Source organism: Pseudoalteromonas sp. ECSMB14103 (assembly GCF_000813065.1).
Classification (GTDB): Bacteria; Pseudomonadota; Gammaproteobacteria; order Enterobacterales; family Alteromonadaceae; genus Pseudoalteromonas; species Pseudoalteromonas marina.
On the sequence record NZ_JWGY01000002.1, the window covers coordinates 574494 to 593035 of the forward strand.

General features: G+C 41.0%; 12 protein-coding genes. 2 read left to right on the forward strand and 10 right to left on the reverse strand.

Going from position 1 to position 18542, the window contains the following annotated elements; all coding sequences use genetic code 11:
- Together RF53_RS07685 and RF53_RS07690 are read right to left on the reverse strand one after the other, a co-directional pair.
- Window positions 1-1740 carry a bifunctional protein-serine/threonine kinase/phosphatase gene (locus RF53_RS07685; protein ID WP_039037172.1) on the reverse strand — a complete coding sequence of 580 codons (1740 nt, stop codon included), beginning with the start codon at window positions 1738-1740 and terminating at the stop codon, window positions 1-3.
- Window positions 1741-1749: 9 nt separating this feature from the next.
- Complete coding sequence (locus tag RF53_RS07690; RefSeq protein WP_039037173.1) at window positions 1750-3219, reverse strand: NarK family nitrate/nitrite MFS transporter; 1470 nt, start codon at window positions 3217-3219, stop codon at window positions 1750-1752.
- Window positions 3220-3507: 288 nt separating this feature from the next.
- Between RF53_RS07690 and RF53_RS07695 the strand changes: the two genes are divergently transcribed.
- On the forward strand, window positions 3508-4263 hold the full coding sequence (locus RF53_RS07695) for a HesA/MoeB/ThiF family protein (protein WP_039037174.1): 756 nt from the start codon (window positions 3508-3510) through the stop codon (window positions 4261-4263).
- A gap of 13 nt (window positions 4264-4276) precedes the next feature.
- Here the strand turns inward: RF53_RS07695 and RF53_RS07700 are convergent, their stop codons facing one another.
- The 3 genes from RF53_RS07700 to modA are packed head-to-tail and all read right to left on the reverse strand — an operon-like array spanning window position 4277 to window position 6723.
- Window positions 4277-5305 carry an ATP-binding cassette domain-containing protein gene (locus tag RF53_RS07700; RefSeq protein ID WP_039037175.1) on the reverse strand — a complete coding sequence of 343 codons (1029 nt, stop codon included), beginning with the start codon at window positions 5303-5305 and terminating at the stop codon, window positions 4277-4279.
- Window position 5306: 1 nt separating this feature from the next.
- The gene (gene modB, locus RF53_RS07705; protein WP_039037176.1) at window positions 5307-5984 is read right to left on the reverse strand and encodes a molybdate ABC transporter permease subunit; all 678 of its coding nucleotides are present in this window, start codon (window positions 5982-5984) and stop codon (window positions 5307-5309) included.
- The gene (modA, locus tag RF53_RS07710; RefSeq protein ID WP_052242874.1) at window positions 5971-6723 is read right to left on the reverse strand and encodes a molybdate ABC transporter substrate-binding protein; all 753 of its coding nucleotides are present in this window, start codon (window positions 6721-6723) and stop codon (window positions 5971-5973) included. Before modA ends, modB begins: the two co-directional genes overlap by 14 nt.
- A gap of 42 nt (window positions 6724-6765) precedes the next feature.
- Between modA and moeA the strand changes: the two genes are divergently transcribed.
- Window positions 6766-7980 (forward strand): molybdopterin molybdotransferase MoeA, encoded by a 1215-nt coding sequence (gene moeA, locus RF53_RS07715; RefSeq protein ID WP_039037177.1) that lies wholly within the window; start codon window positions 6766-6768, stop codon window positions 7978-7980.
- Window positions 7981-8063: 83 nt separating this feature from the next.
- On the opposite strand, the gene RF53_RS07720 is transcribed toward moeA, so the two are convergent.
- From RF53_RS07720 to acnD, 5 genes are all read right to left on the reverse strand, one after another.
- A complete protein-coding gene (locus RF53_RS07720) occupies window positions 8064-9947 on the reverse strand; it encodes a hypothetical protein (RefSeq protein ID WP_039037178.1) in 1884 nt (627 codons plus the stop codon).
- A 9-nt stretch (window positions 9948-9956) separates the two neighbouring features.
- Complete coding sequence (locus RF53_RS07725) at window positions 9957-11048, reverse strand: hypothetical protein (protein WP_039037179.1); 1092 nt, start codon at window positions 11046-11048, stop codon at window positions 9957-9959.
- A gap of 62 nt (window positions 11049-11110) precedes the next feature.
- Window positions 11111-14164 carry a hypothetical protein gene (locus tag RF53_RS07730; RefSeq protein WP_039037180.1) on the reverse strand — a complete coding sequence of 1018 codons (3054 nt, stop codon included), beginning with the start codon at window positions 14162-14164 and terminating at the stop codon, window positions 11111-11113.
- A gap of 568 nt (window positions 14165-14732) precedes the next feature.
- Window positions 14733-15899 (reverse strand): 2-methylaconitate cis-trans isomerase PrpF, encoded by a 1167-nt coding sequence (prpF, locus tag RF53_RS07735; RefSeq protein WP_039037181.1) that lies wholly within the window; start codon window positions 15897-15899, stop codon window positions 14733-14735.
- Between the two features lie 15 nt (window positions 15900-15914).
- Window positions 15915-18521, reverse strand: a complete 2607-nt coding sequence (gene acnD, locus RF53_RS07740) for a Fe/S-dependent 2-methylisocitrate dehydratase AcnD (RefSeq protein WP_039037182.1) — start codon at window positions 18519-18521, stop codon at window positions 15915-15917.
- Between the last annotated feature and the right edge of the window lie 21 nt (window positions 18522-18542).

Consider the following 18542-nt stretch of genomic DNA (forward strand, 5'->3'; position numbering starts at 1 on the left):
TTAATTTTTAATTATGAGTACACACACCAAGGCTATAAATAAACACAACGAAATACTTTTCCAGACTAAAACCGGATCGCGTTTCATTATTGAGTCTTTCGGGGCGGTACTTTTTAAATGTGGATTAGGTTTATTGATATCGCTTATAAATTCAGAAAATGCGTGGTATCTAAATTCGGGTTTGGGAGCCAATGCTTTCATTAAAGCCTGATCTAACCAAAACGGGATATCTGCTCTGTGTTTACGAATACTAGTGTATTGCCAGTGACTGTAATCTTTTGGTACATGATTATGCGCGAGTGGCTGATACGGCAATTTTGAACATAATAATTCGTACGCAACAACGCCTAGCGAAAATAAATCACTTTTAAAATCGGCGTGCATAGTGATAAGCGTCTCTGGTGCGGTGTAATCTACCGTACCTTGCGGGCAATCATCAGCAATTTGCTTTACCGACTCATCCATAGCCGCAACACTTACCGTGCCGTAATCGATTAATGTTACTTTGCCGTGAGCGTCTATCATCACGTTATCGAGTTTTAAATCGCGGTGCACCATATCCAAACGCTGAAACGCTCTAAGTGCTTGTACTATTTGTTCAATAATACTGCGCACTTGGGTAATTTCTGGATGCGGCACATCATGCTTCCAATCACTCAGTGTTTGCCCGTCCATGTATTCGCAAATATGATATAAAAACCGGCTTTGCGATTGCGTATTTAAAACCTTCATTACATTGGGATGATTAATACGTTGCCCCACCCAGCCTTCTCTTATAAAGCCTTGAAGGTAGTGCACATCGTCTTCAAAATTTACCGAAGGCGCTTTTAATACAACCGGCGGCATATCGGGTGTTTGTTGCACTAAATAAATGTGCGAGCGGCTACTAGCGTGTAATTCACGGATAACAGTAAAGTCATCAATTTTTTGGCCAACTTTTAACGGTGGCGGAATCTTCCGCCTTGTTAAAGAGTGATATAACTCGTCTAAATTTTGTTTTGCAATACTATTCACTTTTACAAGTAGGCAGCTTACGTTATCGTCACTGCCTCTTGCTATGGCAAGCTCTGTGACTGCTTTTGCTGCGTGCTCTAAATTAGTATGCTCATCAATTAGCTTTTGTATATCACTGTATGGCAACACATCGTGTACACCATCGCAGGTAAGTATATAAATATCATCAGCTTTAAGTTCAACTTCGTATACATCAATTTCTTGATGAAGCTGCGCGCCTAAAGCTCGCGTTAGGGTATCGTTTACTTTATGGTCGCGTGTTATCGCCTCCATACTTTTTGCACGTAACCGCGTAATTCGGGTATCTCCTAAATGAAAAATATAACCCGTGGCCGATTTTAAAATAAGCGCTGTAAACGTGGTCATCCAATCTGCTTGGCGCTGGCCAAGGTGATTGTAGTTAACCGATTGCGAGTAAAGCCACTGATTTAAACTGGCCAATACCTTAGATACCGACTTTTTAACGGCCCAACTTGGTGGTGTATTTAAATACTCATTTATAAAGTGCGTTACCGATAACTGTGACGCTTGTTTAGCATTTTTTGCTGATGAACACCCATCGGCCAAGCAGGCAATAACCCCTTTTGACTCTTTTTCTTGCGCTTGAGTATTAAGAGCAGCAAACGCATCTTGGTTTTCGGTTTTTATACCTTTGCTACTGTGCCCACCAAACTCAACGTTAAGTTCGTTGGTAAGTGCGCTGGCTTTTTGGGTTTCATCAAACATATGTATGCCTTAAGTCACAGAAATAAGTTCAACGGTGCCATCTTCGTTTACTTCTGTGATGTGGCCATCGGGTTCTTTCATGAAAAATAATGCACCTAAGCCTAATAATGCGCTTGCCGCAATAATCATAAAGAATGTTTGGTAATCAACTAATGAGAGCGCCGTTAAATATACAACAGCCCCTACATTGCCGTAAGCTCCCGTCATACCTGCAATTTGACCCGTTAAACGGCGTTTAATAAGTGGTACAGCGGCAAATACAGCGCCTTCCCCTGCTTGCACAAAAAACGAACACGCCATGGCAGCAGCAACTGCAAGCCAAAGCGGCCAGCTAGCGTCAACTAAGCCCATAACAAAATAACCTACAGCTAAGCCTGTGGTAAGTACAATAAGTGTTTTACGACGACCCATTCTATCTGAGATCCAACCACCACCGGGGCGAGAAGCTAAATTCATAAACGCATACGCTGATGCAAGCAAACCTGCGTATACCATATCAAGGCCAAACACCTCACTGAAAAATAATGGCAACATAGATACAACAGCAAGCTCTGAGCCAAACGTTGTAAAATAAAGAATATTTAAAACTGCAACTTGTTTAAATTCGTAACGGTGTGATTCAGGAACAGGTTGCTTAAAAATATGGCCGTTTATGTCGTACGTTTTATAAACTTCGTAAAGATAAAGCAGCACCAAAAATACATATGTACCAATAACAAAACTTTCAGAAAGTAAATTTGCACCAGTAGGAGAAAGCTTCCAAGTAAGTAGTGCTAAAGCACCGTACATAGGTAGCTTCATTATAAGAAGTAATACAAAGTCGCCTTTGCTGGTTACTTCCATTGCTCCTACTTTTTTTGGTTTAAAGTAAGTGCCACCTTTTGGCGTGTCAGTTACGCTGATGTACCAAATAACACCAAAAATGACACTTAATACACCGGTTAGGCCTATCGCATAACGCCAGCCATCGTCACCGCCAAACATAAGCGCTAATACAGGTAATAGCATTGCAGCAGCTGCCGAACCAAAGTTACCCCAGCCACCGTAAATACCTTCTGCTGTACCCAACTCGTTTGCCGGGAACCACTCGCTCACCATACGAATGCCCACAACAAAACCCGCACCAATAAAGCCAAGTGCAAAACGCGCGATAGCGGCTTGCTCAAACGTGGTGGCCATCGCAAACATAAAACATGGGATGCTACATAAAATCAGTAATGATGCATAAACGATGCGAGGCCCAAATTTATCAGTTAACATGCCCACAACCACGCGAGCAGGAATGGTTAGTGCCACATTTAAAATAAGCAGCGTTTTTACTTGTGCCATAGTAATACCTAGCGAACCCGCTATAGCGCCTAATAATGGCGCATGGTTAAACCAGACAAAAAATGAGATAAAAAACACCATCCAGCTTAAATGCAGTATTTTCATTTTTCCGCTAAACGATATGAGATTAAACCCAGTACTCGGTTGCATGTTATTTTTCCTTAGTTACGTTTGTAGTTATTTATAGCGGCTACTACTTTATTATTAATTAAACCGCTGAATTTGTTAATTTCACGTTAACCATGCTGAGCAATTAGTGAGCCAACAATTTATTTCATTAAAAATCATTAACTTATGTTTTTTCTAATTCGTTATAATTTTCATTTGCACTGTTAAGGTAATCAATGTGAGCACTAACAGTGCAATTACTTTTAACCCTGTTCTTGCCCACATATTCTAAAAATTGCTATTGTGTATAAAAATAATGAGAAGCCGCTAATGACTAAACCAGCCCTGACTTACCAACAACAACTTCGCTACTCGCGCCACATAATGCTTCCTAAATTAGATATAGAGGGGCAAGAAAAAATATGGCAATCTCATGCGCTTATAGTAGGTTTAGGTGGTTTGGGCTGCCCGGTTGCTCAGTACTTAGCTGCCTCCGGTGTGGGTACGTTAACGCTTGTAGATAACGACGTGGTTGATGCTACTAACTTGCAAAGGCAGGTGCTTTATAAACAAACAGATGTGGGAAGCTTAAAAACACACGCCGCCAAAGCGCAGCTAACTAGCTTAAATGATGAAATAGATATACATACAATCGATGTATTTTTAGACGAAAAGTCAAAGCTTGACGAGCTATTAAAAAATGTTGATATAGTCATTGATTGCTCTGATAACTTAACTACACGTAATGTATTAAACACAGCCTGTTATAAAACAAAAATCCCATTAGTATCGGGCGCTGCAATTAGAATGGAAGGCCAAGTTGCCTGTTTTACAATGCAAGAAAATAGCCACTGTTATGAGTGTTTATCGCAGTTTATGTCTGATCAAACACAAAGCTGCTCAGAATCAGGCGTGCTATCGCCCATTGTAGGATTAATTGGCAGTATTCAGGCCACTGAAGCGTTAAAAATGCTTGCTGGATTACCAAGCGGGTTGAGCGAACATTTACTGCTGGTTGATGGTTTAAGTATGGAGTTTAGTCGCTTTAAAATCACAAAAAACAGTCATTGTGCTACGTGCAGCTAAAACCCACTTTACACTACTCTAGATTATGAATAGTCGCATAAAGTGTATCGCCTACTTTGTAGTTATTTTGATCCCACACTCTTGGTGAAAGTAAGCAGTACAAGCTTTGTCCGTCTACATCTAGCTTAAGTTGCCATGTTTTATCTATAAGTTCTGCACTGTGCAGCGTACATATTAAAACATTGCTGTTATTTGTGCTTAATGGCGTTTCTGCACTTACCGATATTTGCTCACACTCTAATATAAGTTTATTACCTTGCTCTACAGCGCTGGGTAATGCAAATAGCTGCTGCTCGCTTTTGTGTAGTTTAAGCAAATACACACCGTATTTTTCATCAAATGTAATGATTTGAAAGTTAATTAAGCTCAGCGGTGCTTGTTTATTATTAGCGTAAATAGCTTTAGCCACCTGCGCACTCGGGCCATGGTTAATTACTTTACCGTTATTGAGCTGCACCAGGGTATCGCAACAAAATAATAGTTCTTTTAACGAGTGGCTCACTATAATAAATTTAATAGTAAACGTTGCCGCCAATTCACTTAATGTTGAGAGTGTTTTAAAGCGCAGCGGCCAATCAAGTGCGCTAAATGGCTCATCTAAAATAATTAATTTTTGACCTGCCAACAACGTTCGTGCAAACACCACCCGTTGGCGCTCCCCACCAGACAAGCTTTGAACGTTGCGTTTAAGTAAGGGGTGTAACTCAAGTGCATCAATAACTTTTTGTTCAGTTAAGTCAGTTTGCCTATTAAAACAATGCTTTTGTGTAAACGCTAAATTACCTGCCACATCCAAATGCGGAAATAATGGGCAGGACTGAACTTGCAACGTAACACCGCGTTGTTCAGTTGGTAAATGATGTACCGATTTATCATTTATATAAACACTCTGCTCACCTTCAAGGCCACTAATACAACGTAGCAAGGTGGACTTACCCGAGCCCGATGGGCCAAATATTCCCGCAATAGTAAAAGATTCAAGATGAAGGTTTATGTCTAAATCAAAGTTGTTTAGCGATTTATAAAGGGCTAACTTAATCATACTATTGCTTAACCCCCACTATGCTTTTATTAAATTTAAATAACAGCACTAAACACGCAAATGAAATAGCGAGTAAAATAAGCGAAAGCTGATGCGCCGCTGCATAGTTTAACGACTCTACATGGTCGTACAAAGCAATAGAAACAACCTGTGTTTCTCCTTGTATATTGCCACCAATCATCAGCACTAAGCCAAACTCCCCGAGTGTATGCGCAAACCCCAGTGCAAATGCACTACCAATACTAGGTTTTAACAACGGCAATATTAAGTAAAAAAAACGCTTAAAGTGGCTCAAACCCAAGGCAATTGCAGCCTCGTTATAGGTGTGGTTAATCTGCTTAAACCCTGCCACTAAGGGTTGCATTACAAACGGCAAAGAATAAAAAAGCGAACCAATAACAACACCCTGAAAACTAAACGCAAGTTGGGTACCTGTTAGCCAAAACCAAAATTGCCCAACAGCATGTGTGGGTGAAAATAAAACCAGCAGATAAAAACCAAGCAAGGTCGGTGGCAATACTAACGGCATTGCAATAAGCGCTTCTAAAAACGGTTTAAATTTACCTTTGTACCCCGCTAGTTTGTATGCAACAGGAATACAAAAAACAAGCAGCAACACAGCCGTTATAAAAGCTAACTTTACCGTCAGCCACAGTGCTGTTAAATCACTTTGAAGCATTGCTATCCTTTGTTCTATATCCTAATTCAACAAGCTTAAGTTGAGTGCTGTTGGTCATTAAAAAGTCCATAAGCTTTTGAGCGGTTGCCAGTTTTTTACTCGATTTAATAATAACCCCCTGTTGAATAATTTCGGGATACTCGCTAGGCGGTATTAACTTGTACGACAAATACTGTGGGTCCTGGCTATTATTAAACGCCATTTTTAATGTAGAGACAGCCACGACCCCTACAGATGCATTCCCACTTTGAACAAACTGAAAAGCTTGCGTAATATTATTACCATACACATAATTTATTGGCTTTTTAAAATTGGCATTCGCGTAAAACTCAGACGCCTGCCCATAAGGTGAAAAACGCGGATTAGCTATCGCCACTTTATTATTTACTTTATTAGCATTGGGCTGCCACACAGCAAGTTCACCAAGTGCATAGGTAATTAAGCTACTGTGACTAGCAAACCCTTCTTTTATTAAAGCTTGCGGGCGTACATCGTCAGCCGATAAAAACACATCAAACGGCGCTCCATGTACAATTTGAGAATATAAAACACCGCTAGAAGCCGCTGATATTTTTACTTGTATACCCGGTATTGGGGAGTCTTGCAGTAAAGTTTGTAACACGGTTTTAAAATTACTTGCCACCGCAACATGTATTGTTTCTTTTGCGTTTAACGAGCTTGAAAACACGCAAATACCAAACAAAAAATAACCCAGCCATGTATTGTAAAGCTTTGACATTGTAAGTATTGTTTTAAAAAATGAATTAAGTAAGCAATATATATGAACGATGTTTGCAATGCACCCGGTTTATTACCAATAGAAACCGCAATCAGTAATATGTTAGATGCAATTAGCTTTAATAAGCATCCCGAAACAATACCTGTAATGAGTAGTGTTGGCCGAATTTTGGCTACTGATGTTCAATCAACAATTAATGTGCCCGCACATGACAACTCTGCGATGGACGGCTATGCATTGTGTATTAGTGACGACCTAACCACCTACACGCAAATAGGCAGTGTATTTGCGGGTCAAACCTTCGACAAAACGCTAACGCCCGGTCAATGCGTAAGAATTATGACCGGTGCAGCACTTCCACCAGGTGCTAACGCGGTTGTTATGCAAGAAAACGCCACTGTAAATAATGATGAAATTACTTTTACAGGCACTATTGAGCACAATAACAATGTCCGTTTTGCAGGTGAAGATATTGCAAAAAACAGTGTGATATTAAAAGCAGGCAGAAAGCTTAAAGGCGTAGACGTGGGATTATTAGCCTCTATTGGTATTTACGAAGTAAACGTTTACCAAACACTCAAAGTAGCCGTGTTTTCAACTGGAGACGAACTAATAGAGCCGGGTAATGCACTTCCTGCTGGCGCTATTTATGAAAGTAATCGTACTGTCATTATTAGCGAGCTTAATAATCCAAATATAGAGGTGATTGATTTTGGTATTATTCCCGATGACAAAACACTTATTCAAAATACCTTTTTAAAAGCGGACGAGCAAGCCGATGCCGTTATTAGCTCTGGTGGTGTATCGGTTGGTGAAGCCGACTTCACAAAAGAAGTACTGAACGACATTGGCGATATACACTTTTGGAAAATAGCCATGAAACCAGGCAAACCATTTGCCTTTGGTAAATTGCCTAACAGCTACTTTTTTGGTTTACCTGGTAATCCAGTTTCTGCAGCCGTTACGCTTGAGCGACTTGTAAAACCAGCATTGACTAAACTATCTGGCAATGAGCCTAAACCCACACTTCGTTTAAGAGCAGTCACAACTCAACAAATTAAAAAGCGCCCAGGCCGAACAGACTTTCAACGTGGTATTGCCAGTAACGACGAAAACAACAACCTTGTTGTCACACCTGTTGAAAAACAAGGCTCAGGCGTTCTGTCGTCTCTCAGTAAAGCTAACTGTTTAATTGTAGTCCCTGCACAAAGTGGAAACATTGCACAAGGCGAAACTGTTGAAATAGAACTCTTATAACGGCAGTTACAAAATACAAAAAGCCCAACTAGGTGTTCACCTTGTTGGGCTTTTTAATATTAGTTTATAAAACTAACAGTGGTTTAAAACACCGATTCAAAATCACCATTTGGAAATAAAACACCTGGGATCCCACGGACAGCTGTAACCTCAGCAATTTTTTTATCACCAAAGTATAAGCCGCCACTGTAATTACGACCCGCTTGTTTTACATCTAACCAGCGACCGTTTTCACCTTTTGCAACTAGGCTAATATTACCATTAACATCGCGAATACGAAGATCCAACGCCTGTCCTTGAGCACTCACATATATATCCGTTGATGTTAGCTCTGTTAAATTATCTACAGCACCCACATAAGCAAATTTAAAATCGCTAGCGGCACTTAGTGGAAAATCTAATTCAAAGGTAAAGGCTAAATCATCATTTTCTTCACCAATAAAAGGTGACGATTCAATTGCAGTTATATGAAACGCAGTACTTTGAACCTCGCTTTCAAAGTCACCTTGAAAATCGAAAGACGATAACGTAGTGGATACCTCGCCAAATGAGTCCACAAAACGGTTTAGGTTTAACGATAAATCGCCAGCTAATTCACCATTAGCTTTATTAATAACAACATTAGTAGTAAGTTGTGCAATACCTGTATCAGCATCAGGATTTGTTTCGTTTACAACGTCAATACCATCAAACTGAATCAGCAACTCGCTAACATCAACACTCAGTAAAGTTGAGCCATTGGTTACCGTAGCACTCATTACACCCTCAATTTTATTACCTAACACGCCACTTACTCTAAATGTAGGAATAGATAAGTCTATGCTAATCGGTAAGTTATCGTAGGTACCCGTTATAGCCCAAGTATAAGGCGATTTACTGTAATCAATGTCTAAATCTCTCAGCGAATATTGCCCAGCAGGCACTGAATCATCAGCCAGCGGTGAATAATTAGTTATAACCTCGTTAAGCGCATTAGTCAGTGCTGTGAGCGTTGCTTGAGTATCTTCGTCAAACGCACCCTCTAGTTCAGCAAATTTAGCGTCGAGTTCATTTGAGTAGCTTTTTTCTTGAAGCCTTGCAACACCAATAATATTTCTAACATCAACAAGCAGCTCTCTTGAATCTATGCTCTGTGCTTCACTCACACGTGGCTCCCACTGCTGATAAGTAGTAACACTCGCAATAGTTTGGTTTACTTGGCCAGCTACATTAGAAAGTAAGCCATTACCCTGTTCACTAAACAGGTTATCAGGAATATATTGAGCAGCTAATTGGCTGTAATCTTGCCATGCTTGTTGTTCGCTATCATTACTAGAAAAGGCATTAAATGCAGTATCAACGTTAAAGTTAATATCGGCTACACCCGCAATAATAGCAGCATAAGTAAAGGCGTTAGTTACCATTTCAGCTTCAACACTGGCTGTAAGGTTACTGTGCGTTAAATGATAAAACGGCGTGGCAGATAAACTTGCTTGCACTGCACTTAAGCCTGCATCAGTAATCGCTGTACTTAAAGGAGAAAAATACACCGCGTTAACGCCAGGGGCAATAAATGCATCTGCTTTATAATTTAATGTAACAGACGTTGGTTCTTGAAAATCAACTAAACGGTTACCGTTTAAATCATTAGGGTCATCACGTACTGTTCTGCCACACCCTGTAAATCGTGGACAAGATAACAACGTATCATCAGGTATAAATTCAAAGCGGCTGTATGTAAGTGGCGTTACACTTATGCTAAACGTATTAATGTTATCTACTTCAATCGACTCTTGAATAACACCTTCGTTATTTAAAATATTGAGTGTACCCTTCGGCGACTGCCAGTTGGCGACATAAAAACGGGCTGTTGAATTAGTTGTAATTTGAGTTACAGCCACGCTTTCGTTGTTATCAGAACTAGAAGATGATCCACCACAACCCGCTAATGCTACTGCAACCCCTAAAGGTATAATTTGTTTTAACATCTTCATTCCTTAAAACTTAATGTTCATGTACCAATTTATATTTGCATAATACGCTTTATCCAAATCTAAACTATCGGTTTGCAGATTAAGACCAAAATACTCGCTTTCAATACCCACTAAATAAGCCTTGCTTTTAGTTTCATAGCCAGCCTGTACTTTCCAATGATCCCAAAAATGAACTCGCCCTTTTAACTGGCTAAATGTATCTTGATCGTAGCGTTTAAGAGTTAATTGAGTCGAAAATCGATCATTTATTCTATAGTCAGCAAACGCTTGCATGCGCATTTTCATATCAAAATCATGAGATTGCGTATTTCCAAACGACGATGTTTTTAACGATACAGTTGGCTGCGTAATTATATCGCCATTATCGTTCTGGCTAAATGGGATCTCGGTTGTTTGCCCATTTACATACCCACTGTCTACATAATCTGTTTTATACAGCAAGTCTTTAACGCTAAAGCCTACATGCAACTCGTCATTTACTTGCCAATTAGCAAATATATCTAGGCTATAACCTAACCCTTCTGGGTTTTCAGATGGCGTAAATTTTTTAAATAAAATATCTTTTGAATAGTTATAATCTACAGAAATATCGCCTTCTACTTCATCGCTGTAAATACGCCCGTCAACAATCCCGTCTTGAAAGTGCGTACTAGCAAAAATAGAAAGTTTTGGTGTAATGGTTAATGCGTTTTTATCTAAAAATTTAAAATCGTAAGACGCAAATATACCATTAGAAGTTGCTTGTTTAGCGTCTAAATAATAGGTGTAGTATCTATCTTCAAAAGCCAAATCATTTTTTTCAATGTGTGTATATTTTGCCGTATCTGGATCAAAATTTAGTACGTAGTCAAAGCGACTTTGTAAACCAACTTTAAAATTACCGTACCCAACACCAACTTCAAAAATATTGTAAGTAAATGCACTGTCACCCGAGGTTAGCGGCGCATCAAAGTCATCAACAAATGCCTGAACTGGTTGCGCTTCGGTATAGATTTCTGCGTCAAAATGAGTAAAAACTTGAAACTGATTATTAGCGGATGCAAGTGGAGATAGTAGAGCTGATGAAAATCCTAGCAAAAGAATTTTTTTTTTCATAATTTAATCGCTTTCAATAAAAAAAGGGAAAGCTATGTGCTTTCCCTTTAATAGTTTAAAAATTACTTGCTTGAGTCAATTAAATCAACATCAGTGTAATCCATTGTTACACCATCAATGTAAGAGATTGAAAGCCCATTAGTAACTTTAGTAGCAGTACCAAACGACATCATCATGCCATTGTACATAGCTTTAACGTCGCCAGTGTAACCCGTAGACTCAGCACCCATAAGAGATAATGTGTAACCCATTGCTGCGTCACCTTTAACCATTACATCTAGCATGCTTTGATCTTCATCACCGCTTGCGTCAACCGTACCCATAACTTTAAAGTCTAGGTCGCCAGACATACCTTCAAGAGTAACAGTACCCTTGTCAGTCGCGTCATTAGCCGTTACGTTTAACATACCAGTAAACCCAGAATCACCGTCCATAATTGTCACGTGGTTCCAAGTTTCAGTATTAACGATTTCAGCATCATCTACTGTGTCAGCATCAACTTCGCCGTCAAAAGTAAATATTAAACAAGAATCAATTTGAGTCTCGTCAATAGTACCGGCTGCAAAATCAACACAATCTGCAAGAGCATTAGTTTGCGTGTCTGCAGTCATTAGCTCAACCGTAGCATCACCACCAACTAACGTAGCGCCCCAAGCAACAACTAACTGCTCACCTTGGTAAGATGCAGCAGCGCTGATCATTTCACCTGTGGTTTCATTGTTAAGCATAAGCGTTAGGTCGTCTAAGCTGTAAGCATAAGTCCAGTTAGGTTGACGAGTAGACGTACCTTCACCAGAGTTGCCCATATCAGCAAGTTCGTTAATTACATCACCTAATACGTCAGCCGCATCAAGAACCGCTTCACCACCAGTGCTTGTAAGTACAGTCATTGTGCTTAGTGACTCTGATGTTGCTTTAACAGATACAAGAACTTCAAACTTAGCAACCGCTTCTTGCGCCGTTAATTGTAGAGCATACGCTGTAGCAAACTGCTCTGATGCAAGTTCAGCTTTAGCAGCAGCTGTAACAGCCATTGCCTCTGCAGCATCAATTAAATCTTGTGCATCGGCACTGTCAGCATCTAAAGCTAAGTATGCTTCTGCAGCAGCTAATGCTTGTGCAATAGCAACTTCGAATGCGTCAACACTTGCAGCAAAGTCAGAAGCCGCAACAATCGCAGCATCTGCCTTAGCTAGCGCCTCAGCTGCATTATGAGCGTTGTTTACCATTGCATTTTCAGCATCTGTAAGCGCGGTTGTTGATGCTGATTCAGCAGTCATTGCAGCCGTTTCAGCTGCTAGCGCTAGTTCGTTAGTTTCTGTAGCAAGGGCAGCTGCTGCTGCAACTGCTGCATCAAACTCAGCAAGCGCTGCTTCAGCTTCAGTAACAAGTAATGCAAGTTCTGTGTTAAACGCTGCAACTTTTTCAATTTCAGCTGAAGAACCGGCTACTAGCGCGTCTGCATCATCTAAAATCTGTTGGTAATCAGAACTATTAGCCACAAGTAAAGTAGCAACAGACACTAAACCTTGAGACTGTACAAACAATGCATTCGATTCACCGGCTAAATCAGCAACTGCAGCTTCATTTACAAGTAACTCAACCGCATTTACAAATGCTACTGCTGTGTCTGCGTCAACTACAGTGTCACCACCTAGTGCTTGTACTGCAACTAAATCAGCTTGCGCAGCAGTAACTGATGCCTGAATTGACACTAGCTCAGCTTCTGCAACAGTTACCGCAGCAGTTGTTTTAGCTGCAAGTTGCATGTAAAAACCGTTGCCCACTGTACAATCGTCAGTACAACCAATTTTCTCAAGCGCTTTTTTAGATTTTTCAGCAGCCTTAGCTAAACCAGCATCACTTGCTGCGCCATTTTTAACAGCTTTATCTTTAGCCGCTTTTGCTTTTTTAGCAATACCTGTTGATTGTGCAGCAAATGCCGCCTTTTCAGCGTCAGTTGCATCTGGGTTGTTTACAGCAAATGCAGCAGCAAGTGCAGCTTCAATATCGCTTTCTTCACCAGTAGCAATTGCAAAGAAAATATTAGCCGTATTTGTAGCAGCTTGTTGCAGTGCAGTAGCTAGTGCAGCTATGTCTGCATCGTCACTACCTGTTACTTTACCTGCTTTAATACCAGCAATAAGCTTTGTCATGTTGCCGTTAATATCAGCAAGACCTTGAATAGATGAAGCAAGTTGAGTTAACGATAAAATACCATCGTCTAGCATTTCTTCGCCGTCAACGTCAGTTAAATCGACTGCACCGCCGTTAGAAACATCACCTAGTAAAGAAGCTAGTAAAAGTGCTGTATCTGGGCCTAAAACTTGAACAAGCACATCAACACTAGAATTAGCAATACCAGCAGCATCAACACCTTCCCCAGCATCAATTAAAAGTTGTGATACAAGCGTTGTTAAGAAAGTCGCGTTTGCTCTTAGTGAACGCGCTACGTTTGCATCGCCTAAAGCACCACTTGCGCCAGATGCATCTGCTTCTACCGCTGGAATAAATTTAACAACAGAGAGCTCTAAGTCTGTTTTGTACCATTCGCCAAACTCAATCGCTGTATCGCCATCGTTAACATCGTCTTCTGCAGCTGGTGCTTCGTCGTAAGTGCCACAACCTAGGTATGCATCACAACGTAGGTAGCTATCGTCGCCTTCTGCTGATGTTTTAACAGTAATGTATACAGGACCTGAAAAGTCATTTTCTAAGTAAACGCTGTAACGGCCACTTTCATTTGTTAAAACAGCCTCTGGGTTTGCTGCTAAAATACTTGCAGCAACTGCTGCATCTGCAGCTGCTTGAGTTGACTCTTCAGCAGAGAATGTTTCAGCTTCCGCAGATGCTGCTAAACGAAATGGTACTGCAACCATTTCACCAGTTGCATCTAATGTTGAAACGCTAACCACCGCGTTCATCATCGCACCTTTAACCGCTTTACCTGTAACTTCTACGTTAAATAAAGCTGTGTCTTCTGAGCTAAAAGACTCAACAGGTGGTGGTGGTGCAACATAGTTATTGCCATCGTTGTCAGAACCACACGCCGTTAAGCCGAGTGTAAGTGCAACTGATGCCGCTATTGGTGTAAATTTGATCATACGCTTCGCCATTTATTTCTCCTTGATAGCCATGAAATAAGTATCTGAAAAAGTTTGGTTAAACTTGGGAAAGTATATTAGCCGTTTACAAAAAATGTAAACAAGCACAATAATCTAACCTTTGTTACTAGAACTTTAAAAGTACCATTAAGCTATGAGTTGTTGCTACATATTTATACATATAAAATGATGTAATTTTAGTTTAACGCCATGTTTTAATTTTTATAGGCCTTAATTAAATTCAATAACCTAGGTTACAGCCACAAAAAACCAACATGTTGGTTTATAATATATCGTGTTTATTGATTGATTATTACATTAAATTTAGTTTGTTAAATTTTTTCTTCAAGTATTTGCGACAGAACATTAAAAATAAATGCATAACTGAGATAAAGCAACCCAAAAGAACTGAGCCCTTAATTGAAAGTAAACCTTTAGAACTAGAAAAGCCAATCCCTTGTTTTTTATTTATTTTAAAATCCTGCTTAATTGTTACTGCATTATTAATATTGTTACGTTAACCCTAACTGACTATAAGGGTCTTTTAATTTCACAAAGTTAATAATGCAGTAAAAAATTATTAAAAGGGAACTCTTACAACCCCTTCCATCAATACTCTGGCGCTTCGGCTCATACTCGCTTTAGTAACTTGCCAGTCTCCATTAATCTTTTTAGCTTCAGCGCCTACTTTTAACGTGCCCGAGGGGTGACCAAAATTCACTTCACTCAATGCGCCACCACCAGCAGCCATATTTACTAACGTACCGTCAACTGCTGCTGCGGTGCCAATTGCAACGGCGGCTGTTCCCATCATGGCATGATGTAATTTACCCATCGACATAGCACGTACTAATAAATTAATACTGCCAGCATCAATGTGTTTACCGCTTGATGCGTTATACGCCACAGGCTTAGCAACAAACGCAACTTTAGGTGTATGCTGGCGTGCTTGTGCTTCATTTATATTATTAATCAAGCCCATTTTAACAGCGCCATAAGCACGTATTGTTTCAAGCTTTTCAAGCGCAGCGTCATCGTTATTAATGTCGTCTTGCAGCTCAGTGCCGGTATAACCAATATCTTCAGCATTAATAAAAATAGTTGGAATACCCGCATTAACCATTGTCGCCTTTAGCGTACCAACATCTGGCACCTCTAAATCGTCAACAACATTACCTGTTGGAAATAAAGCCCCATCCCCATCAGCAGGGTCTACAAACTCAAGCTTTACTTCTGCTGCAGGGAACGTCACACCGTCAAGCTCAAAGTCACCGGTTTCTTGCACTTCGCCATTAGTCATAGGCACATGCACTAAAATGCTTCTTTTTATATTAGCCTGCCAAACACGCACAATAGCTATGCCATTATCGGGCACGCGGTTTTTATCAACTATGCCATTACTAATTGCAAAAGCCCCCACGGCAGAGGTTAAATTACCGCAGTTACCGCTCCAATCAACAAACGCTTTATCAATAGCTACTTGCCCAAACAAATAATCTACATCGTGATTTGTTTGCTCACTTTTACTTAAAATAACCGTTTTGCTGGTGCTTGATGTTGCACCGCCCATGCCGTCGGTTTGTTTACCATAAGGATCGGGGCTACCAATAACACGAAGTAATAAATTATCGCGCGCCTCACCTGCCACTTGGGCAGGCTTTGGCAAATCGGTTAAATTAAAAAACACACCTTTACTCGTGCCACCACGCATGTAGGTCGCGGGCACTTTTATTTGTGGTTTAAACATATTTTTAAATCCTTATTACGCGTTTGTCGCTTCTAAAAAGTCTTGAGCAAAACGCTGTAATACACCACCAGCAGCGTAAATAGAAAGCTCTTCTTGCGTATCTAATCGGCATTTCATCGCTGCAGTTAGCACTTCACCATTTTTACGGGTGATCACAAGCTCTAATGTGGCGCCCGGTGCTGGTGCGCCTTTTACATCGTAACTTTCACTACCATCAAGGTTTAGTGTTTTACGTGTCGTGCCTGGTGCAAACTCAAGCGGTAAAACGCCCATGCCAATTAAATTTGTGCGGTGAATACGCTCAAAGCCTTCAGCAGCTATAACTTCAACACCTGCAAGCCTTACGCCTTTTGCAGCCCAATCGCGCGACGATCCTTGCCCGTAATCAGCACCGGCAACAATAATAAGCGGTTGTTTACGTTGCATGTAGGTTTCGATTGCTTCCCACATGCGTGTGTTTTCACCCTCAGGCTCTATACGCGCGTAAGATCCCTGCTTAACGTCACCGTTTTCATCAAGTACCATTTCGTTAAGTAATTTAGGGTTTGCAAACGTAGCACGCTGCGCCGTTAAATGATCGCCGCGGTGCGTTGCATAAGAGTTAAAGTCTTCTTCTGGCACGTTCATTTTAGTAAGGTATTCGCCCGCAGCACTGCTTGCCATAATTGCGTTAGAAGGTGATAAATGATCCGTTGTGATGTTATCGCCCAATACCGCTAAGGCACGCATACCACTCATGGTGCGCTCACCAGCAAGTGCTCCTTCCCAATAAGGCGGGCGGCGAATATAGGTACTTTGAGCTCGCCAATCGTAAAGTGGGTCGTTGTCTTCACCGTAATCTACGGTTAAGTCAAACATAGGCTCGTACACTTTTTTAAATTGCTCAGGTTTAACGCTTTGCTGAATTACCGCATCTATTTCTTCATCGGTTGGCCATAAATCTTTAAGCGTTACATCATTACCTTGTTGATCTTGTCCTAAAATATCTTTTTCAATATCAAAACGAATCGTACCCGCAATAGCATAAGCTACAACCAAAGGCGGTGATGCCAAAAAGGCTTGTTTTGCATAAGGGTGAATACGCCCGTCAAAGTTACGATTACCCGAAAGCACAGCCGTTGTGTATAAATCGCGATCTATCACTTCTTTTTGAATCACAGGGTCAAGCGCCCCACTCATACCGTTACAGGTAGTACACGCAAAGCCAACAATACCAAAACCAAGCTGCTCAAGCTCTGGCAATAGGTTTGCGTCTTCAAGGTACGATTGCACGGCTTTAGAGCCCGGCGCTAACGACGTTTTAACCCAAGGTTTGCGCATTAACCCTTTTGCATTCGCATTACGCGCTAACAAACCTGCAGCTATTACATTGCGCGGGTTGCTAGTATTAGTACAGCTGGTAATTGCCGCAATAATACACGCACCGTCTGGCATTAAGCCTTCTTCGTTTTCAACAACGCCCGAAATACCTTCTTTCGCTAAATCGCTGGTTGAAACACGACGATGTGGATTAGAAGGCCCCGCAATATTGCGGCCAACGCTCGATAAATCAAAGGTCAAAACACGCTCGTATTTTGCGGTTTTTAAGCTATCGCTCCAAAGGCCAGCCGTTTTAGCGTAGTTTTCTACAAGGGCTATTTGCTCTTCATCGCGCCCTGTTAAACGTAAATAGTCTATTGTTTTATCGTCGATATAAAACATCGCCGCAGTCGCACCAAATTCTGGCGTCATGTTTGAAATAGTTGCTCTGTCACCAAGCGTTAAAGCATCGGCGCCTTCGCCGTAAAATTCTAAATAGGTCGATACAACACGCTGCTCGCGTAAAAACTCAGTAATCGCCAACACAATATCGGTAGCGGTAATACCAGGCTGGCGAGTACCCGTAAGCTCTACGCCTACAATATCGGGTAAACGAATGTACGACGCGCGGCCAAGCATAACGCTTTCAGCTTCAAGCCCGCCTACACCCACAGCAATAACACCTAATGCATCAACATGCGGGGTGTGGCTATCGGTACCAACAAGCGTATCGGGGAATGCAATGCCATCGCGGTTTTGAATAACGGGCGACATTTTTTCAAGGTTAATTTGATGCATAATGCCGTTACCAGGCGGGATAACATCAATATTTTTAAACGCGGTTTTAGTCCAGTTTATAAAATGAAAACGGTCATCGTTTCGGCGGTCTTCAATGGCACGGTTTTTTTCAAATGCCTCAGGATCAAACCCTGCATGTTCAACCGCTAACGAATGATCAACAATTAGCTGCGTTGGTACCACAGGATTAACTTTAGACGGATCGCCACCTTTAGCGGCAATTGCATCGCGCAAGCCTGCTAAATCAACAAGGGCCGTTTGACCTAAAATATCGTGGCACACCACACGCGCCGGATACCAAGGAAAATCTAAATCTTGTTTACGCTCAATTATTTGGCTAAGTGCATCGGTAAGCATGGCAGGATCGCAGCGGCGTACTAAGTTTTCTGCAAATACACGCGAGCTATAAGGAAGTGTGGCATAAGCGCCTGGTTTAATGGCATCAACAGCGGCTTGGGTATCGTAGTAATCTACATTTGAGCCCGCAAGCGGTTTGCGGTACTGAGTGTTATTAATTATGGTCATAATAAAAATTCGCTAATAAGT